This is a genomic window from Rhizobium sp. BK619 (assembly GCF_014195245.1).
Classification (GTDB): Bacteria; Pseudomonadota; Alphaproteobacteria; order Rhizobiales; family Rhizobiaceae; genus Rhizobium; species Rhizobium acidisoli.
In genome coordinates this window covers 247547-266267 of sequence record NZ_JACIBH010000003.1, presented here as the reverse complement: position 1 = coordinate 266267, position 18721 = coordinate 247547, and the positions used below count along the sequence as shown (strand labels likewise).

General features: G+C 62.7%; 23 protein-coding genes and 1 pseudogene. 12 read left to right on the top strand and 12 right to left on the bottom strand.

Annotation, left to right across the window (positions count from 1 at the left end; all coding sequences use genetic code 11):
- Window positions 1-107 precede the first annotated feature (107 nt).
- The 3 genes from FHX14_RS07030 to FHX14_RS07020 all read right to left on the bottom strand — a co-directional run bounded on the left by FHX14_RS07030 (window position 108) and on the right by FHX14_RS07020 (window position 1722).
- Complete coding sequence (locus FHX14_RS07030) at window positions 108-635, bottom strand: hypothetical protein (RefSeq protein WP_054182079.1); 528 nt, start codon at window positions 633-635, stop codon at window positions 108-110.
- Window positions 632-910, bottom strand: a complete 279-nt coding sequence (locus tag FHX14_RS07025) for a DUF1778 domain-containing protein (RefSeq protein WP_088704086.1) — start codon at window positions 908-910, stop codon at window positions 632-634. Before FHX14_RS07025 ends, FHX14_RS07030 begins: the two co-directional genes overlap by 4 nt.
- A 110-nt stretch (window positions 911-1020) precedes the next feature.
- Window positions 1021-1722 carry a YafY family protein gene (locus tag FHX14_RS07020; protein WP_184376808.1) on the bottom strand — a complete coding sequence of 234 codons (702 nt, stop codon included), beginning with the start codon at window positions 1720-1722 and terminating at the stop codon, window positions 1021-1023.
- A gap of 97 nt (window positions 1723-1819) precedes the next feature.
- Here FHX14_RS07020 and FHX14_RS07015 point away from each other — a divergent pair, with 97 nt between their 5' ends.
- The gene (locus FHX14_RS07015; RefSeq protein ID WP_184376680.1) at window positions 1820-2218 is read left to right on the top strand and encodes a VOC family protein; all 399 of its coding nucleotides are present in this window, start codon (window positions 1820-1822) and stop codon (window positions 2216-2218) included.
- Between the two features lie 89 nt (window positions 2219-2307).
- A complete protein-coding gene (locus FHX14_RS07010; RefSeq protein ID WP_054182082.1) occupies window positions 2308-2934 on the top strand; it encodes a dihydrofolate reductase family protein in 627 nt (208 codons plus the stop codon).
- A gap of 25 nt (window positions 2935-2959) precedes the next feature.
- On the opposite strand, the gene FHX14_RS07005 is transcribed toward FHX14_RS07010, so the two are convergent.
- The 5 genes from FHX14_RS07005 to FHX14_RS06985 all read right to left on the bottom strand — a co-directional run bounded on the left by FHX14_RS07005 (window position 2960) and on the right by FHX14_RS06985 (window position 7144).
- A complete protein-coding gene (locus tag FHX14_RS07005; protein WP_012559671.1) occupies window positions 2960-3505 on the bottom strand; it encodes a YbhB/YbcL family Raf kinase inhibitor-like protein in 546 nt (181 codons plus the stop codon).
- 38 nt (window positions 3506-3543) lie between these two features.
- Window positions 3544-4398, bottom strand: coding sequence for a helix-turn-helix transcriptional regulator (locus FHX14_RS07000; RefSeq protein WP_184376679.1), 855 nt, complete (start codon window positions 4396-4398; stop codon window positions 3544-3546).
- Window positions 4399-4554: 156 nt separating this feature from the next.
- Window positions 4555-5565, bottom strand: coding sequence for a helix-turn-helix domain-containing protein (locus FHX14_RS06995; RefSeq protein WP_184376678.1), 1011 nt, complete (start codon window positions 5563-5565; stop codon window positions 4555-4557).
- Window positions 5562-6128 (bottom strand): isochorismatase family protein, encoded by a 567-nt coding sequence (locus tag FHX14_RS06990; RefSeq protein ID WP_003589115.1) that lies wholly within the window; start codon window positions 6126-6128, stop codon window positions 5562-5564. The genes FHX14_RS06995 and FHX14_RS06990 overlap by 4 nt, the downstream gene beginning before the upstream one ends.
- Before the next feature lie 119 nt (window positions 6129-6247).
- The gene (locus FHX14_RS06985; protein ID WP_184376677.1) at window positions 6248-7144 is read right to left on the bottom strand and encodes a LysR family transcriptional regulator; all 897 of its coding nucleotides are present in this window, start codon (window positions 7142-7144) and stop codon (window positions 6248-6250) included.
- Window positions 7145-7270: 126 nt separating this feature from the next.
- Here FHX14_RS06985 and FHX14_RS06980 point away from each other — a divergent pair, with 126 nt between their 5' ends.
- Genes FHX14_RS06980 through FHX14_RS06970 form a run of 3 tightly spaced genes read left to right on the top strand, consistent with a single transcriptional unit; the run spans window position 7271 to window position 9307 of the window.
- Window positions 7271-7645 (top strand): Atu4866 domain-containing protein, encoded by a 375-nt coding sequence (locus FHX14_RS06980; protein ID WP_082366249.1) that lies wholly within the window; start codon window positions 7271-7273, stop codon window positions 7643-7645.
- Between the two features lie 38 nt (window positions 7646-7683).
- Window positions 7684-8535 carry an oxidoreductase gene (locus FHX14_RS06975; protein WP_184376676.1) on the top strand — a complete coding sequence of 284 codons (852 nt, stop codon included), beginning with the start codon at window positions 7684-7686 and terminating at the stop codon, window positions 8533-8535.
- A gap of 37 nt (window positions 8536-8572) precedes the next feature.
- The gene (locus FHX14_RS06970) at window positions 8573-9307 is read left to right on the top strand and encodes an SDR family oxidoreductase (protein ID WP_184376675.1); all 735 of its coding nucleotides are present in this window, start codon (window positions 8573-8575) and stop codon (window positions 9305-9307) included.
- Between the two features lie 15 nt (window positions 9308-9322).
- Here the strand turns inward: FHX14_RS06970 and FHX14_RS06965 are convergent, their stop codons facing one another.
- On the bottom strand, window positions 9323-9886 hold the full coding sequence (locus tag FHX14_RS06965) for a methylated-DNA--[protein]-cysteine S-methyltransferase (protein WP_184376674.1): 564 nt from the start codon (window positions 9884-9886) through the stop codon (window positions 9323-9325).
- 167 nt (window positions 9887-10053) lie between these two features.
- Between FHX14_RS06965 and FHX14_RS06960 the strand changes: the two are divergent.
- The 4 genes and pseudogenes from FHX14_RS06960 to ybaK all read left to right on the top strand — a co-directional run bounded on the left by FHX14_RS06960 (window position 10054) and on the right by ybaK (window position 12726).
- Window positions 10054-10652, top strand: a pseudogene (locus FHX14_RS06960) (2'-5' RNA ligase family protein).
- A 90-nt stretch (window positions 10653-10742) separates the two neighbouring features.
- Window positions 10743-11801 (top strand): succinylglutamate desuccinylase/aspartoacylase family protein, encoded by a 1059-nt coding sequence (locus FHX14_RS06955; RefSeq protein ID WP_184376673.1) that lies wholly within the window; start codon window positions 10743-10745, stop codon window positions 11799-11801.
- Window positions 11802-11892: 91 nt separating this feature from the next.
- Entirely contained in the window at window positions 11893-12243 is a 351-nt protein-coding gene (locus tag FHX14_RS06950; protein WP_184376672.1) for an ArsC family reductase, read from the top strand.
- Window positions 12244-12252: 9 nt separating this feature from the next.
- The gene (gene ybaK, locus FHX14_RS06945; protein ID WP_184376671.1) at window positions 12253-12726 is read left to right on the top strand and encodes a Cys-tRNA(Pro) deacylase; all 474 of its coding nucleotides are present in this window, start codon (window positions 12253-12255) and stop codon (window positions 12724-12726) included.
- Between the two features lie 2 nt (window positions 12727-12728).
- On the opposite strand, the gene FHX14_RS06940 is transcribed toward ybaK, so the two are convergent.
- Complete coding sequence (locus FHX14_RS06940) at window positions 12729-13172, bottom strand: MarR family transcriptional regulator (RefSeq protein ID WP_184376670.1); 444 nt, start codon at window positions 13170-13172, stop codon at window positions 12729-12731.
- A 79-nt stretch (window positions 13173-13251) separates the two neighbouring features.
- Here FHX14_RS06940 and FHX14_RS06935 point away from each other — a divergent pair, with 79 nt between their 5' ends.
- Together FHX14_RS06935 and FHX14_RS06930 are read left to right on the top strand one after the other, a co-directional pair.
- On the top strand, window positions 13252-13935 hold the full coding sequence (locus FHX14_RS06935; protein WP_184376669.1) for a glutathione S-transferase family protein: 684 nt from the start codon (window positions 13252-13254) through the stop codon (window positions 13933-13935).
- A 127-nt stretch (window positions 13936-14062) separates the two neighbouring features.
- Window positions 14063-15316: an aminopeptidase gene (locus FHX14_RS06930; RefSeq protein WP_184376668.1), complete on the top strand. Its 1254-nt coding sequence runs from the start codon at window positions 14063-14065 to the stop codon at window positions 15314-15316.
- Here FHX14_RS06930 and FHX14_RS06925 read toward each other — a convergent pair.
- Window positions 15264-16175, bottom strand: a complete 912-nt coding sequence (locus FHX14_RS06925) for an EamA family transporter (RefSeq protein ID WP_184376667.1) — start codon at window positions 16173-16175, stop codon at window positions 15264-15266. The genes FHX14_RS06930 and FHX14_RS06925 overlap by 53 nt on opposite strands.
- A gap of 81 nt (window positions 16176-16256) precedes the next feature.
- Here FHX14_RS06925 and FHX14_RS06920 point away from each other — a divergent pair, with 81 nt between their 5' ends.
- Window positions 16257-16757 (top strand): MarR family transcriptional regulator, encoded by a 501-nt coding sequence (locus tag FHX14_RS06920; protein ID WP_184376666.1) that lies wholly within the window; start codon window positions 16257-16259, stop codon window positions 16755-16757.
- Between the two features lie 303 nt (window positions 16758-17060).
- Here the strand turns inward: FHX14_RS06920 and xseA are convergent, their stop codons facing one another.
- On the bottom strand, window positions 17061-18644 hold the full coding sequence (gene xseA / locus FHX14_RS06915) for an exodeoxyribonuclease VII large subunit (protein ID WP_184376665.1): 1584 nt from the start codon (window positions 18642-18644) through the stop codon (window positions 17061-17063).
- Between the last annotated feature and the right edge of the window lie 77 nt (window positions 18645-18721).

The following is an 18721-nucleotide window of genomic DNA, read 5'->3' as shown; positions in this document are numbered from 1 at the left end:
AAAGAACAATAAATCATCTGCCGTCTATCGCGGGGCAAGGCTCGGGATAGACGGTCGATGGCCGGCCGCCGAACTTGTGGCTCTGCTCCACAAGGCCTGAACGACCCTCAGAGAAGACCCTTGCCCTTGAGATCAGCGGCGAAGGTGGCGAGCGGCATGACAAGCGTAAGCGGCTGGTTCTCCAGCGGCTCGGCCCCATAGCTGACATACCATTGGGCCGCGCGCTCGCCCTTTGCGTCGATAATCAGCAGAACGCCGCCTGCTTCAGACGCGATCCGCAGGCAGCGAAGCGCCGCGGCCGCGAGGAGCTGTCCACCCAAACCATGGCCCGCTACAGAGATATCGGTTGCGATCCGAGCCAGCTTGAACCCAGGAACTTCGTGCTGGGCCAGCCCCTTCGTCATCGACGCCGGCACACCTTCATGTGCCACGGAGGAGGGGGCGACAGTGTAGAACCCCAGCACACGATTGGGCGTAGAGGCGTCGATCGCGCAGAAGGTCTTTGAGGCGTTCTGTTCGTGGCTTTGACGCGCGTAGCGTCGGAAAAAGTCGTTCATCGCCAGATCGCCGCAGTCGAAGGACTGGCGATCATGCGATTTCGCGATGGCTTCCTCTCTCCAGGCGGGCAGCGTCATAGAGTATCGGGCAACGCCGCGATCGCCGCCCGCAGCTTCGCGTTGGGCTTGGGCGGATTTTCCAGCAGTTCCAGCACGCGCGCATGATCGCGCGCCGTCAGGCGAACGACCTCGGCCGCCTCGATCACGGCTTCGGCTTCGCGCAAGGCGGTCTGGGTCACGAAGTTGGTCAAGTCGGTGTTGCGCAGCGCAGCGGCGCGCACAAGCTTGGCCTTCGTTTCCGGGGAGACCCGCAGATTCATACGCTTGTTGTCATCTACGGCAGCTTGGGGCATCTTCGTCTTCCTCGCAAGTCGTACATGTTGAAGATGTACGCGATCACACCCGATTTTTCAAGATTATATGTCTTAATGGCGTACGCTATCTGCCCAACACCCTCAAGGCGTCAATGGTCGGAGTGAGAGCGCCGCTCTTCGCGCCATCGCTCCCAGCGGCGGCGCAGGTCGCCTTTCCGTAAGCCGTTGCTCGCCTCCAGCACTTCGATCTTGATCACGCGGTCGGTTCGGAAATGACGGAAATCCTGCCGCAATTCGCACCACGCGACAATCAGGCGCGTTGCTTCACCATAGCCGAGGATGACCGGCCACACGACCCGCTCGGTCTCCTCCCCAGTATCGGATCGATAAAGCAGGCGAAGCTTGCGATCGTCACGGATTGCATGGCGCAGTTCGTTGGTGTCGACCGTGTCGGTCGGAGTGATCCTGCCAGGCTTTGCTCCAACGCTTGGCTCGACGATATAGGGACGTAGCCTTTCGGGGATAACGGCTGCGATCTTGCTCACGACGTCCCGTGCCGCTGCGGATAACACCTTATCGCCGCGTGCTGCGACCCATTGTGCACCCAGCACGATCGCCTCGATCTCGTCGGGCGTCAGCATCAGAGGCGGCATGTCATAGGCAGGGTCGAGCAAATAACCGAAGCCGGCCTCTCCGACGATAGGGACCCCTTGGCCGATCAGGTCGGCGATATCGCGGTATACCGATCGCCTGGACACTTCGATCTCCTCGGCCATTGCCGCGGCAGTCACCGGCCGGGTCGTACGGCGCAGGATTTGAATGATCTGAAACAGACGATCGGCTTTGCGCATGGCTGCTGACTCCTGTTGCCATAATGCTGGCAACAGGCCTGTGCGACAAGGCCTGGGCGATACCGCGCGCACATCGGTCTTCTGGAAAGGAAAAGTCATGAAATTTGCCTCAACCCGGCTGATTGCCGGTGATATCAAGGCTGTGGTCGGCTTCTACGAAATGGTCACCGGACAATCGGCCGAGTGGTTGGCGCCGGTTTTCGCCGAGATCGTCACCCCTTCAGCGGCACTCGCCATTGGCAGCTTGGAAACCGTAGCGCTGTTCAAAGAAGGCAGCGCCGAGGCCGGCGCCAACCGAACGGCGATTATCGAGTTCATGGTTGATGACGTCGACGCAGAATATGCCCGGCTGAAGGATAGGGTCGAACTTGTTCATGAGCCTAAACTGATGCCGTGGGGCAATCGGTCGGTGCAGTTCCGCGATCCGGAAGGCACGCTTGTCGCGCTGTTCACGCCGGTCACGGACTCGGCAAAGCAGCGCTTTGCGTCGCGATAGGCGCGGCCCTGACACTTAAAATGATCGCGTGATGTCGGATCCTCCCGGTCCGGTTCGTCCTTGGGCCAAAGCCCACCGAGGAGAACGCCATGAGAGACCTGATCCTGAAAATGTCCATATCGGTCGATGGTTTCGTCAGTGATCTGGAGGGCCGAAACACATGGATGTTCGGCGCCGATCAGGAGGCGAAGGATTGGAGCGTGGAATATATAGGGAAGGCCGGCCTGCACATTATGGGCAGCCGCAGCTTCCTTTCCATGGCCCCCTTCTGGCCGACCTCCACCCTGGCCTTCGCGCCGCCGATGAACCAGATCCCCAAGGCCGTCTTCTCACGACAGGGGCCGGCGATCCTCGGCAAGGTGGCGGCGGCGCTCGATGACATCAGCGCCAAGGCGGGGACCGGACAGTCTCCAGGGCTGCAGCCCGGTGCGGAAAGCTGGGCGGAGGCCTATGTGGCGGGCGGAGACCTTGCGGAGGAGATCGCAACGTTGAAAGCCGAGGAGGGCAAACCGATCATCGCCCATGGCGGCGTGAGCTTTGCCCGCAGTCTGATCGCCGAGGGACTGGTCGATCAATTCGCCCTGCTTGTGATCCCCGTGGCGCTCGGCAAAGGCCTGCCGTTATTCCTAGAACTCACCGCGCCAAAGCCTCTCAAGCTGATGAGCTCGAAAGCCTTTCCAGGCGGCGCGGTGGCGCAGATCTATCGGCCGGCCTGAACCGGTCGCCGGAGGTCAGCCGGCTTCAGCGGCCGTAGGTGACCTCGATGGAGGCCTTGGCGAGCGTATTTGCCCTGACATAGAAACCGACCATGGCCCCCGGCGCGGTATCGGGAAGTGGCAGCTTGTCGACCGAGAGCGCGTAGACGGTGAACTGGTAGTGGTGCGGTGCATCGCCGGCCGGCGGGCATGCGCCGCCATATCCCGACGTAGCGAAGTCGGTATGGCCTTCCACGGCCCCCGCCGGAAGCTTTTTCTCGCCGCTGGCGCCGGTGGCGATTTTCGAGGTATTTGCGGGAATGTTGAAGACAGACCAGTGCCACCAGCCCGAGCCGGTCGGAGCATCGGGATCGTAAGCCATCACGGCGAAGCTCTTGGTTCCCTCGGGTGCACCTGACCAAACGAGTTCCGGCGAGATATTACCGCCCGCGCAGCCGAAGCTGTTGAAGACCTGCGCATCGGCCATGGACTTGCCTGAAGTCAGATCTTTCGAGGTGAGTTTCATTTCGGCCTGGGCTGATGTGGCGCCAAAGACGGATGCGGCGAGAAGGACTGCTGTTATGAGACGCATGCTGTTTTCCTGCGGTTGATGACGCCGGAAAACTACCGTCAGCGAGGCAGTGCATCTGCCCCGCTACGCTCAACTTCTGCCCCGATCCGTTCAAAGTGCTCGGAGCCACTGCGCACGTGGCGCGGGCTGACGCCGAACCGCTCTTTGAACCGCGCCGAAAATTGAGAGGGCGAATCGTAGCCGACCTCCAGCGCGACCTGCGCCATCGGCAGCGTCGTCGTGTGAATGAGCCCCAGCGCCCGGTTCATTCTCGTATCGCTCAGGATCTCGCTGAAACCGGTATCTTCCGCGGCCAGCCGGCGCCTCAGCGTTGCCTCGCTCATGTTGAAGGAACGCGCCGCGTGCGCCAATGTCCAATCAAAGGCCGGATCGCTTTCGATCATCTGCCTCAGCCGATCTTCAAGCCGAGGACTCTGGCTCTCACCCAGCATCGCGCCGCAGAGCGCAAACCAGGTGACGAGTTCCATCAGCCTAGCCTTGGCAATGACGCCGGGAAGCCTCCCCAGATTGCCGGGCTGACAGCAATAGTCAAACAATACGGCGGCTTCTTCCGGCAGGCTCGAGGCGCTTGCAGGAAGCGGCCGCGAGGGAACGGCGATCGATCCCATCCTCGCATAGGCATCCTCGAACAACTGTCTCGGAACAGGAAGTGCTACGGTCTGATAGTTTCGCGGCGCCTTCGGAATGTTCTCCATCGTCAATGGCTGATAGTCGGGCAGCAAGCCGTATGCGCCGGCCTCCAGGCGCAAAGGCCTGTCATCCGCCATGACGATCTTCGTTCCCGATTGTACCTGGAACAAAATGGGGCTCGTATTGACGAGACGATAAAAGCAAGCTCGCCCACCCTGACGGATCAAGGCCCTGGTCGGAACGGGAAAGACGTCGTCCAGCATAGCTTCTCCGGCAAAAGGGCGCTCCTCGCCCTGATCCTTGGAGCGGGAAATAGCAAAACCCCGTGGCAGGGGCAACCTTGAGCCGGGAGACGCCGGTGGGAAGAGAGACTGATCGGTTCGCGATGGTTCGCCGGAAGCAGCTTCAGCGGCACATACCTACGCCCCCATCTGCAGCCTTGATCGTGCCGTGCTCGGCGGGCTTTCATGCAAACGGTTCCAGGCGCGACGCAGCTGCCGCGCCGAGCCGAAGCCGGCGCGCATTGCGACGGCCTCCATGTCCAGCCGCGAACCGGCGAGCATCTCGCGGGCGAGCGCCACGCGCATACGATTGACGAAATCCGTAACGCTCATGCCCGTCTGCTCGTTGAACAGCCGCGAAAGGTTGCGCGGGCTGGCGCCGCTGAGGCGGGCAAGTGCTGAGACCGACCAGTCCTGAGCCGGATCGGCCACCACGGCGTCTTGCGCACGATGAATGACCGGATGGATATGGTTTCGGCCTTCGAGCCAGGGGGAAAGCTGCGGGTCGGAGCCGCCGCGCCTGAGGTAGACGACGAGATATCGCGCCACCGCGACAGCGCATGCGTGGCCCGCCGCTTCGGCGACGATATGCAACATGAGGTCGATGCCGGCGGTAATGCCGGCGCTCGTCAGGCGCTCGCCGTCCTCGACATAAAGCCGATTCTCCCGGACGCGCGCCGTGGGCGCAAGCCGGATCAGATCTTCCATGCAGCCGTGATGGGTGGTGCAGTCGCAATCGTCGAGCATTCCCGCCTCGGCGGCGAGCAAGGCGCCCGAACAGATCGAGGCCAGGCGAATTCCCGGACGAATGGCGCGTCTCAGCCATGCGACGATGGCAGCCTCAGCGGCGCATTCCCGTTCGCTATGATCGAGGCCGTTTTCCATCGGGGTATCGGCGCTGCCGGCAATGACGACGAGCGCGCCATCCGGCAATCGCTCCGGCAACGGAGCGACGCCGGTAACGGCAAGACCGATCGAGCTGCCGACCGTCGCCGACGGGCCGATATAGGTGACGGTAAAGCGCACACTGCGCTGTTCGAGGTTCGCCTTGCGCAGCACCTCGATCGGGCCGGCCACGTCGAGCAAAAGGACGCGCGGCGGCACGACGACGAAAACCGGGATAGCGAGGGGCTGCGCAGGGTCGGTCATGCGGCGAGCAACTCCCCACGGCCTGCCAGCGCCTGTTCGACGGTCGCGATCCGCGCGAAACGACCGGAGAGGACAAGTTCGGTCCGGTCCCGGATTTCCCTTGCGCTCCAGCTGCGTCCGGTGGCGTCGGTCATTGGGAATGTCAGGGTCGCTTCGCCGACATAATCGACTTGATAGCCGAGATCCGAGGCGTGACGCGTCGTGGTCTCGCAGCACTGTTCGGTGCGGATGCCGGAGACGAGGAGACGGCGGACGCCATTCTCGGTCAGCCACACGTCAAGTCCTGAACCGACGAGAGCGCTATGGCGGCTCTTCCTGAAGGTCGCCTTCGGGGCGATCCGGAGTGGGGCGAGCGTTCTGACGAAGCCGGAGCTTTCCGAGAACGGCCCGCTTCCATCGACATGAAAGATCTGTATGACGGTTATGCCGCGGGCTTCTGCACCGTCGATCAAAGCCTGCTGGCGATCGATATAGGCGGAGGCGAGCTCATCATCCCAATAATCGCGGTGCCTGAAGGATTCCTGGGCGTCGATGACGAGAAGAACGGTATCATGATCGGACATTTTTTGCTCCTTCGAGATTGATCATGACGTCATATTCCGTGATTTGATAGTGGTGCGAAATGCACGCCGCGGACAAAGAGCGGACAATTCACGCCAACAGCTGAGTTCAACGGCAGACCCTAACGCCTGGCGGACGTCCTGATGTGATCGACCAGCGCCCGCAGCTTCAGCGGCTGCCGCTGGCGCCTGGGATAATAGAGATAGAAGCCCGGAAACGGCGGGCAGAAATCTTCGAGCAGCGGCACGAGTTCGCCGCGTTCGACATAGGGCTGAAAGGTTTCCACCATGCCGAAAGTGATCCCGGCGCCGGCGCAGGCCATGCGGATCATCATGCCCATGTCGTTGGTCGTGACCGCGGGATCGACGGAGACGTCGAAGTCGCGGTCATTTTCGGTGAATTCCCAGCGATAGGGCGCCGTATCCGGGCGCGGGCGCCAGCCGATGCAGGAATGAGCCTGCAGTTCGCCGGGATGCTGGGGACGACCGCGGCGCTCGAGGTAGGCGGGGGATGCCACAGCATATTGCCTCTGCCGCTCGGAGACCGAGATTGCGATCATGTCCTGCTCGATCACCTCACCGAGCCGGACGCCCGCGTCGAAGCCGGCCTCGACGATATCGAATTCGTCATCGGTGATGGTGATATCGAGTTTGATCTCGGGGCAAGCCTGCATGAAGCCGGCCAGCAGGGTGCCGGACAGAAAACTCTCGGCAATCGACGAGACGGTGATCCTGAGCAGACCGCTCGGGCGCGCCTGCATTTCCCGCACCGTCTGCATCGCATCCCTGACCTGCCGCACCGACGGGCGAACCGCCTCGAAGAACACCTCGCCGGCCTCGGTCAGGCTGACGCTGCGCGTCGTGCGCTGGACGAGCGCAACGCCGAGGCGATCTTCCAGGCGCTGTAAAGCCTGGCTGACGGCGGAGCGGGTGACGCCCAGCCGCTCGCCGGCAAGACGAAAGTTGCGCGCCTCCGCCACCGCAAGAAAGACCGAAATGCCTTCGAGATCATCGACCATTGGTTAGCATTTCTAACCATGGCATCCCGAATTGGCAACTTAATCACGTCGATCAGGGAGACTATCTTCCTCTCGAGGCCAAGCAAGGCAGTGTTCATGGACAGGCCTCTGTCGAAGGGAAGACCAATGCGAAACATTTCAGCGAGACCTGTTCTGCATATTTTCGCCGCAACCACCCTGGCCGGCACGGCGATCGGCTCGTCAGCCGCGGATGCCCTCAACGACCGGCAATCCGTGTGTCAACAAACAAGCGAGAACATGATGCAGCACCATCCCTATGTCGGCATGTGGGTCACGGATGACGGTCGTGTGCGCCACGAACTTCTGGCCAACGGCCGTTACGACGAAGCCCGCGGCAACCGGGAAAGCGCCTATCGCGGCCGCTACGAAGTCACCGGAAGCCACATCGAATATTGGGACGACACCGGCTTCACTGCCGACGGCGATTTTGTCGACGGCAACACTCTCCATCATGGCGGCATGGTGTTTCGCCGCAAATAACCGATCACTCGGGATAAGGCCGTTTCCGGCCGGAAAGGATGACGATCATGTCTTCCACCACACCCATCTGGTTCATAACAGGCGCTTCGTCCGGTCTCGGGCGGGCGCTTGCTGAAGCGGTTCTCGCCCGAGGCTGGCGCGCCGCCATGACCGCGCGCAGACCCGAAGCCTTGAAAGATCTCACGGCAGAACACGGCGACCGCGCCCTTGCTGTCTCGCTCGATGTCACGGATGCCCGCTCCGTCGCCCGCGCGGTTCAGGACGCCGAAGCGCATTTCGGCGCGATCGAGGTGCTCGTCAACAATGCCGGTTATGGCTACCTCTCGGCGATCGAAGAAGGCGAGGAGACTGAAATACGCGCCCAGTTCGAGACCAATGTCTTCGGCTTGATCGCCGTCACCAAACATGTCCTGCCGGGCATGCGCTCGCGCCGTCGGGGGCATATCTTCAATGTCTCTTCGCTCGGCGGGCTCGTCGCCTTCGCCGCGACCGGCTACTACCATGCCACCAAGTTCGCGGTCGAAGCCCTGTCGGAGTCGCTTTTCCATGAGGTCAAGCCGCTCGGCATCGATGTGACGATCCTCGAGCCCGGCGCCTTCCGCACGGATTGGGCCGGACGATCGATGGTCGAATCCAGAACCGTGATCGACGACTATGCCGAGACATCGGGCAAGCGGCGCCAGGCCACTCGTTCGGTCTCCGGCAAGCAGCCGGGCGATCCGGTGCGCGCCGCAGCCGCGATCATATCGGCATTCGAGGCGGACGAGCCGCCGCTGCGCCTGTTGCTTGGCGCACCCGCCCTGAAGATCGCCCGCGAACGGCTCGATGCGCTGCGGACAAATTTCGACGCCTGGGCGGAGACGACGCTCAGTGCCGATTTCCCCAGCTGATCGCCCAGGAAACACTCATCGAAAAATGGAGCTTGAAATGACGAATGTGGAAGGAAAAGTTGTTGCCATCACCGGAGCCAGCAGCGGCATCGGCGAGGCCGCGGCAAGGGTGCTGGCTGCCGCAGGCGCCCATATCGTGATCGGCGCGCGCCGCACCGAGCGGCTGCAGGCGCTTGCCGGCGAAATCGAAGCCAAGGGCGGGACGGTGCGCCTGCGAAAACTTGACGTCACCGACCGTTCCGAGGTCGAGGCTTTTGCCGGTTTTGCCAGATCGGAATTCGGCCGGCTTGACGTCATTGTCAACAATGCCGGCGTCATGCCGCTCTCGCCGCTCGACGCTCTCAAGGTCGAGGAATGGGACCGGATGGTCGACGTCAACATCAAGGGCGTTCTCTACGGCATCGCCGCGGCGCTGCCGATCATGAAGACGCAGGGATCGGGACAGATCATCAACCTGTCTTCGATCGGCGGCCACAGCGTCTCACCGACGGCCGCCGTCTATTGCGCGACGAAATTCGCAGTCCGTGCGATCTCGGACGGGCTGCGGCAGGAGACCGATCGCATTCGCGTCACCGTTATTTCTCCCGGCACGACGACCTCGGAACTGGCCGAGACGATCACCGATCCGACCGCGCGGGACGCCATGAGGGCTTTCCGAGCGGTCACGATCAGCCCGGAGGCCGTCGCCAATTCGATCCTCTACGCCATCAGCCAGCCTGACGACGCCGATGTCAGCGAGATCATCATCCGGCCGACGGCGAGCCCGCATTGAGCAGCCGACATTCGGCTAAAGGCCCAGCGACTGCTGGGCCGGCGGCGGCGGGGCGAGGCTGACGCCTTCGAGCTCCAGCATGCGGGCCTTCGATGACGAACCTCCAGGAGCGGAGAAGCCGCCGATCTTGCCGCCGGCGGCCAGCACCCGGTGGCAGGGAATGATCAGCGCGACCGGGTTCTTTGCCATCGCCTGGCCGACGTCGCGGGCGGCTTCCGGCCCGGCGCCAAGCTCTTTCGCCAGCGCGCCGTAGGTGGTCGTATGGCCCCAACCGACACGTCTTGCCGCCGCATAAATATCCCTGAAGAAGGCATCCTGGCCGTCAAGATCGAGTTCGACACCGGAGAAATCCGTTTCCTCACCCTGGAAATAGCGCTTCACCGCCGCGACCGTTTCGAGCACATCCGGCGTCGGCGCGCCGGGTTCGGCATCCGGCAGGCGGCGCAGCAACAGCCGTTCGGTCGCCTCCGCTGACTTCGTCGGCAGCTGGAAGCGGGCGATGCCAGCGTCGCTCCAGGCGATGCCGCAGAAACCACCGGCGGTTTCGAAGATCAGATAGTGGTAGATCGTCTGGGCCATGATACAGCCTCCACGTTTTTCGATTGCCACCAAAATCGTACGGGACGGCCGCAGTTTCAACCCGATTCTTGCGCGTCATGTTCTTTTTTTGTTCCAACCGTGCTACCCTTGCGCGATATCCTGGCGCCATAAGATGGGGAAAGCGGGCCATGACGGCTTGGAAGCCGATTAATCAGACGTCTTTTGCCTTCGCGCATGATCGCAACGGTCGCGGGCGGCGGAGCAGAATGGACAATACCGGCAACCGGCTTTTCTTCGGTCTCTGTCCTCCACCAGCCATCGAGCGACAGGTGGCTTCGATCGCCGCCGATTATAAGAATGCTTTCTCTCTTTCCGGTCAGTTGCGGCTGACGACACTGCATGTAACAATCCGCTGGGTCTGCGACTATCCTAACTTGCCAGAACACGTGATCTTCGCGGCACTGCAAGCCGGCGTTGGAGCCGAGAGCCCGCCGATCACCATCACCTTCGACCGGATCATGAGATTTCCGCAGGCACAGGCGCTGGTACTCGCTGGTGAAGGCGGGCGGAAATCCCTTGCCAGGCTGCATCTCCAACTCGGCGTCGCCATGCACAATGCCGACTGCCGCGCAATATCGGCCACACATTCACGCCGCATATGACTCTGCTCTATGACCGCAAGGCCGTGCCGGCAATGATGCTCGACAGACCGGTCTCGTGGACGGCGTACGAACTCCTGCTGATCCACAGCGTTCTCGGAAAAACCGAACACCACATCATCGATCGCTGGCCGCTGCTCGGCTGAGGCACCGTGCCCGGTGAGGCTTGCGCTTGCCGGATATCCGCGGATAAAGCTGGAAGAGCCGTTCGGATGGCAATGCGGAGCGAAGACAGCATGGACGTTTCAGAGATCATCGTCCCGGGCGATACGCCGGGAGCGGAGTGGCGGTTGCCGGTGCTGCATTTTGCCGGCCGCGACCCGAAGGCGCCGACGATCTATATCCAGGCGGCACTGCATGCCGGCGAGCTGCCGGGAACGGCGCTCTTGCACTTCCTCTGCCAGCGGCTGCGGCAGGCGGAAAGCGAAGGCGGAATTGCCGGCGATATCACCATCGTGCCGCAGGCCAATCCGATCGGTGCGGCCCAATCGCATTTCGGTGATTTGCAGGGCCGTTTCGACCTTAACTCCCGCACCAATTTCAATCGGGATTTCCCGCTGATCTCCATTGCCGATCGCGCCACGCTGATCGAAGATCTCGACGATTACCCGGCTACCGACAGATTGAAGCGGCTGCTGCTGCATCTGGCGCTCGGCGCCGATCTGGTAGTCGATCTGCATTGCGACGATGAATCGCAGCAATATGCCTATATCGATGAGGCCTTCTGGCCTGAGGCGGCCGATCTTGCCGCCGCTCTCGACATGGAGGCCGTGCTGCTGTCGGATGGCGAAAGCTCGGCCTTCGAGGAGGCCGTCGGTTTTGCCTGGAAATATGAGGTCCCCGGCGAGCGCCGATCCCGACTGCCGGGCAGGCTTTCGGTCACGGTCGAGCTGCGCGGCAAGCGCGACGTCGATCCGGCGCTGGCGAAGAAGGATGCGGGCGGGCTTTGGCGTTTCCTCGTGACGCGCGGGATCGTCAGCGGCGAGACGGCTGCAACGGCATTTTCCGGTCCGGCCGTGCCGCTCGACAATGTCGAGATCCTTCGCGCGCCCGAAGGTGGCGCGGTGCTTTTCCATCGCAAGATCGGCGACAAGGTTGCAGAGGGCGAGCTTCTGGTGACGATCGTCACCCGGCCGGGACAGCCCGGCGGCAGCATCGATTTGCATGCGCCGCAGGACGGGCTGATCCTGACCCGGACGTCCGATCGGCTGGTGCGGCGGCGCGGCGATCTGATGAAGATCATCTGCGGCAGCCCGAGCAGGGCCGCACGCAAGGCCGGCACGCTGGAGAATTGAGCCGGCGAGTTCGGGGATAAAACGCCGCACGGCGTTTGCGTCGGCCTTCGCCCATGTTATCCCGCTGCCATCACAGGGAGATCGATCGGGCATGACCGTCACCATTTATGGCATCAAGAACTGCGACACGATGAAGAAAGCCCGCAGCTGGCTGGAAGACCACGACGTCGCCTATGAATTTCACGACTACAAGGCGTCAGGCATCGACCGCGGCCATCTCGAATCCTGGATCGACCAGGCCGGCATCGACACCGTGCTCAACCGCGCCGGCACCACTTTCCGCAAACTGCCCGATGCCGAGCGCGAGAACCTGACCCGGGAAAAGGCGATCGCGCTGATGCTCGGCCAGCCGTCGATGATCAAACGGCCGGTGCTGGAGACGAAGGGCAAATTGCTCGTCGGCTTCAAACCGGAGATCTATGCCGGCACTTTCGGAGACTGACAGGCGGCTATGTCCAAAACGACCCGCGCGACACAGCTTCTTTCCCAGGCGGGCGTCGCCTTCACCGTCCATACCTATGACTACCATCCCGGCGCCGAGCGCGTCGGGCTGCAGGCGGCCGAGGCCTTGGGCGAAGCGCCGCATCGGGTGCTGAAGACGCTGATGGCCGAGGTGGATGGCAAGCCGGTCTGCGTCGTCGTGCCGTCGGATCGCGAAGTCAGCATGAAGCGGCTTGCCAACGCCTTTGGCGGCAAGTCGGCCAATATGATGAAGCCTGCCGATGCCGAGCGGCTGACGGGCTATCATGTCGGCGGGATCAGCCCCTTCGGCCAGAAGAAGAGCGTGCCGACGGCGATCGAGGAAGCCGCCCTTGCCGAACCGCTCGTCTATATCAATGGCGGGCAACGCGGGCTGCAGGTGCGGCTCGATCCGAAGGATGCGTTAAAGGTCTTGAAGGCGATCGCCGCGCCATTGATCGCCTGATCTCAGAGAAAACGGTCGAGCAGACCGGCAAGCGTCCTCGCCTCGTTTTCGGCAAGCTTGCAGCCGATATGGGTCTCGATCGCTCCGGCGTAGACGTCCCAGATGCGCTCGCGCAGCTGCCGGCCGGCCTCGGTGATGACGACCCAGCGGCCGCGGCCGTCCTCAGCGAAGACTTCGCGCCGGACGAAACCTTCTCGCTCCAGCCGGTCAATCAGGCGGGAAAGATTATACTGCGCAAGCAGAGTGCGCTCTTCGATCTCATAGGGGCGCAGCCTGCCATCCCCCGCGCGCGCTAGTTCCCACAGCACGTCATACCAGGCAAGCGGCGGCATGCCGGCGGCCTTCAGGTCGGCTTCGATTGCGCCCAGCAAGCGGTCGCGGGCGCGCATGATGCTCGTCCAGGCACGGGTGGAGGCTTCGCTCGGTTTCGGCATCTTCTCGGACATAAATGCAATTACATCTATCTTGAATTCCGCCGCAAGCGATATTAGATGCATTTGCATGGATTGTGACCAGGAGATTTCCATGAGCAAGCTTACCCTTATCAGCCACCATCTCTGCCCCTATGTGCAGCGCGCCGCGATCGCGCTTCTCGAAAAGGACGTACCGTTTCAGCGCATCAACATCGATCTTGCCAACAAACCGGATTGGTTTTTGAAGATCTCGCCGCTCGGCAAGGTGCCGCTGCTGCGGATCGAGGCGGAGGATGGCGGCGAGGCCGTTCTGTTCGAAAGCAGCGTCATCTGCGAATATCTAGAGGAAACGCAAGCCGGTGCCGCCCTGCATCCCGCCGATCCGCTGACCCGCGCCCGTCATCGCGGCTGGATGGAATTCGGCTCCTCCGTGCTTTCCGATCTCTGGGGCTATGAAACGGCGCAGGATGAATTACAGCTGGACGCCAAGCGCAAAGCGCTGACTGCCAAATTTGCGACGCTCGAAGGCGCGCTCGGCGACGGCCCCTATTTTGCCGGCAGCAGCTTCAGCCTGGTCGATGCCGTCTTCGCGCCGGTCTTCCGCTATTTCGATCTCTTCGATACGCTCGGCGACAGCGGCATCTTCGACGGGCTTGAGCGAACACAACGCTGGCGCAAGGCACTGTCTGAGCGTGCGAGTGTTCGCGACGCCGTCGGCGCGGATTACCCGCAGCGGCTGATGGAATTCCTCGAGAAACGCTCCTCGATCCTGCTCAGGCAAGCTGCCGCCGCCTGAAGCGCGCCCAAGCGGCCGGACCTCCATCCGGCCGCCGGCAATTCGGCGACACAACGCTTCATTTTCGCCGCAAACGGGTCTAAGTCTGCCAGCCTCAAAGCATCATCGACAGAAAGCAGGTTGAGCCATGACTTTCATGCCCCAGAGCCAGAACACCATCGATCCCGTCAAGCTGGAGAAGCTTGCCGAGGTCGCCGTCAAGGTCGGTCTGCAACTGCGCAAAGGTCAGGATCTGGTCGTCACCGCGCCTGTGGTGGCGCTGCCGCTCGTTCGCCTCATCACCAAGCACGCCTATCAGGCCGGCGCCGGGCTGGTGACCGCCTTCTATTCGGACGAGGAAACGACGCTTTCTCGCTATCAGTACGGCAGCGACGAGAGCTTCGACCGCGCCTCCGACTGGCTCTATGAAGGCATGGCCAAGGCCTATGCCAACGGCGCGGCGCGCCTTGCGGTATCAGGCGACAATCCGCTGCTGGTGTCCGAGCAGGATGCCGGCAAGGTCGGCCGCGCCAATCGCGCCACCTCAACCGCCTACAAGCCGGCCCTGGAAAAGATTTCGAATTTCGACATCAACTGGAACATCGTCTCCTATCCCAATCCGTCCTGGGCCAAGGTGGTCTTCCCCGACGATCCGGAGCCGATCGCCATCGCCAAGCTCGCCAAGGCGATCTTTGCCGCCTCGCGCGTCGATGTCGACGATCCCATCGCCGCCTGGGCCGAGCATAATGCCAATCTGGCCAAGCGCTCCGCCTGGCTGAACGGCGAGCGCTTCGCCTCGCTGCATTTCAGGGGACCCGGCACCGATCTGACGGTCGGCCTTGCCGACGGGCATGAATGGCATGGCGGCGCTTCCACCGCCAAGAACGGCATTACCTGCAACCCGAACATTCCGACCGAGGAAGTCTTCACCACGCCGCATGCGCTGCGTGTCGAAGGCCATGTTTCGAGCACCAAGCCGCTGTCGCACCAGGGCACGCTGATCGACAATATCCAGGTGCGCTTCGAGGCTGGACGCATCGTCGAAGCGAAGGCGTCGCGCGGCGAAGAAGTCTTGAACAAGGTACTCGATACCGACGAGGGCGCGCGCCGGCTCGGCGAAGTGGCGCTCGTGCCGCATTCCTCGCCGATCTCGGCCAGCGGCATCCTGTTCTACAACACGCTGTTCGACGAGAATGCCTCGTGCCACATCGCCCTCGGCCAGTGCTATTCCAAGTGCTTCCTGAACGGCGCGACGCTGAGCCAGGAAGAGATCAAGGCGCAGGGCGGCAATTCGAGCCTGATCCATATCGACTGGATGATCGGCTCGAACAAGGTCGATATCGACGGTCTCAAGCCGGATGGTTCGCGGGTTCCGGTGATGCGGCAGGGCGAATGGGCCTGACCGGCATCGTGGCGCGCTGACTGAGCCAGACGCTGGCGAGCACCATAGCGAAGCCGGCGATCTGCACCGGCGCCAGGCTCTGGCCGAGCGCCAGCCAGCCGAGCAGGGTCGCGACGACAGGGCTCAGAAAGCCGAACGAGGCGACCGCCGAGGGCTCGATGCGGGCCAGGCCGCGGAACCAGAGCAGATAGGTGAAGGCCGCGCCGATCAGACCGAGATAGGCGATGCCGGCAATATTTGCGATGGTCGGCGTCGGCAGCGCCGGTTCGAGGAAAAGCGCAAAAGGCACCAGCAGGATGCCGCCTGCCGCCAATTGCCAGGCGGTGAAGGTGAGGTTCGACACCGGCGGCGTCCAGCGCCGCGTCAGCACCGTGCCGAAGGCCATCGAGACGGCGCCGGCAAGACCGGCGGCAACCCCCACAGGATCAAGCCCCGCCTTCGGTGTCAGCACCAGCAGCGCCACGCCCGCCATGCCGATGAAGCCGGCGATGACGGCAAGGAAGCGGATCGGTTTGCCGAGGAAAAGCCGCGACAGCGCGATGACGATCAGCGGCTGCACCGCGCCGACTGTTGCGGCAACGCCGCCTGGGAGCCTGTAGGCCGAGACGAAGAGCATCGCCCAGAAGAACGAGAAGTTCAGGGCGCCGAGAATGAAGGCCCTTCCCCACCAGATGCCGAAAGGCAGCTTCCTCACCAAGAGCAGAAGCAGCAGTCCGGCCGGCAAGGCCCGGAGCATCGCCACCGTCAGCGGATATCCGGCCGGCAGGAAGGAGGTGGTGACGATATAGGTGCTGCCCCAGATGGCGGGTGCGAGCGCGGTTGCCGCCAGGTCGGCAGTGGAGCGGAGATTTGTCTTCATATCAAGAATCTCTATTTCAAGATAAATGCACCTTACGCCTTTTTATCTTGACGTCAAGATAATGACTGCTATCGGTGGATCATGAGCAAAGACAGCCGCATCGATCACGTCGACAAGATCCTGGCGCAATGGCGACAGGAACGGCCGGACCTCGACGTCGAACCGATGGGCCTGCTCGGACGGCTGAAGCGCCTCGGCACCCATCTCGGCCGCGAAGTGGAGGCGGTGCTCTTAAAACACGGGCTTTCGACGTCCGCCTTCGACGTGCTCGCCACCCTCCGCCGCGCCGGCGCCCCCCACCGGCTTTCGCCGGGCGAGCTCCTGGAGATGACCATGGTCAGCTCCGGCACGATGACGAACCGCATCGACCAGCTGGAGAAAGCGGGCTTCGTCGAGCGCATCCTCAATCCAGAGGACCGCCGGAGCGTGTTGATCGCACTGACGGACAAGGGATTTTCGACCGTCGAAGAAGCGGTCGGCGCCCATGTCGCCAACCAGCAGCGGCTGACGCGCAATCTGAGCGCTGCCGACAAGGCGGAACTTGACCGGCTGCTGCGGAAATTTCTCTCGGATTTTGAATAGTTTGAGCGTTTCCACCATCCAGCGAAGTGCTTGCGGCATGGATACTCGGGTCAAGCCCGAGTATGACGGAGAGTGGGGGCGAGGATCGGCAAGAGGCGGGACGTCCGGAAAAATTTCAGCAAATGAGCCAGCGGTTTTGACGGGGAATTACGCGAACAACGACGGCAATTAAAAAAACCGCTGTGCGCTCGCGCTACTTGCCCCCACAGGCTCCCCACCCTCCGTCGTCCTCGGGCTTGACCCGAGGACCCATGGCCGCAAGCGCTGCGTTGGCGTTATGTTTATTTCCCCGCCGGAATTGCCCTAAAAAAGGCTTCCCTGCTTCGGCGGATCGCCGGCTTCCCTGGCAGGCCGCTTCTTTAACGAAGCAGGCGGTGCGCCGCCTTCGGTGGTCAGCGCGCCGATGCGGCCGTCGGAAAATTCGATCGAGACCGCGGAACCTGCGGAAAGAGCGGCAGCCTGCGAGACCGGTCGGTCATCCTCGTCGCGAATGACGGCGTAGCCGCGCTTCAGCACATTCTTATAGGACAGCGACTGCAGCACACGATCCTGCGCGGATAGGTCGGCGCGGGCGCGAGCCAACTGGTGGCGTATCGCCGTATCGCCGTGGCGCGACAGATTGGCGAGAGCCTCACGGCTCCGAGCGGTTTGCGTCTTCAACCGGGCCGGCAGCGAGGCGAGGATTGCCTCAGCGCGATCAATGCGGGATTTCGAGCGGTCGAGCAGGCGCTCGACGGTGCGTTCGGCCCTGGCCATGCGATCGCTCAGAAGCTGGCGCCGCTCGGCGATGCGGTTGGACAGCACATCAGGGCGCAGATGCGCGGCGACGCGCTCGAAGCCGCGGCGCTTGTTGATGGTGTTGAGTGCCAGCCCACGGCCAAGCCCGGCAGCCGCCTCGTCGAAACGGCGGCGCGGCAAGGCGAGAAGCTGATCGAGCGATGGCAATGCCCGCATCAGAGCCCGAACCGACTGGCGGCGCTGATCCATCTGCCGGTTCATGCAGCCCTGCAGCCGCGCGGCAAGGGCGGCGGCCTGCGCCTCAAGCTCCGCCTTGACCGGCACGGCCATTTCGGCCGCCCCGGTCGGTGTCGGCGCTCGGACATCGGCGGCATAGTCGATCAGCGTCCAGTCGGTTTCATGGCCGACGGCCGAGATCAGCGGTATCCGGCTTTCGGCCGCAGCACGCACGACGATTTCGTCGTTAAAGCTCCAGAGATCTTCCAGGCTGCCGCCGCCGCGCGCGACAATCAGCACATCAGGCCGCGGAATGGCGCCGGCCGGTTCCAGCGCATTGAAGCCGCGAATGGCATTCGCCACCTCCTCGCCGGATCCCTCACCCTGGACCTTTACCGGCCAAACGAGGACATGTACGGGAAAACGATCGGAGATGCGATGAAGGATATCGCGGATCACGGCGCCAGTCGGCGAGGTGACGACGCCGATCACGCGCGGCATGAAGGGCAGCCGCTTCTTGCGGGCGGCATCGAACAGGCCTTCGGCGCCGAGCTTGCGCTTGCGCTCCTCGATCAGCGCCATCAGCGCGCCGGCGCCGGCCGGCTCCAGCGTCTCGATGACGATCTGATATTTCGAGGAGCCGGGAAAGGTGGTGACCTTGCCGGTGGCAATCACCTCCATGCCCTCTTCCGGACGGAACTTCAGCCGAGAGAAAGTGCCCTTCCAGATGACAGCATCGATGCGGGCGCGGTCGTCCTTCAGCGCGAAATAGGCATGGCCCGAGGAGTGCGGGCCGCGATAACCAGAGATCTCGCCACGCACGCGAACCTGATCGAAGGCGGTTTCGACGGTGCGCTTGATCGAGCCGGAAAGCTCCGAAACCGAATATTCGGCAAGATTGGTCGGCGAATCGCTGTCGAAGACGTTGCTCATCCCTTCTTTCTATGTCGATCGGCTTTCTATGTCGATCAGCGGCAAACGGGAAGGTCGCGGCCGCCGCCGACACCGGT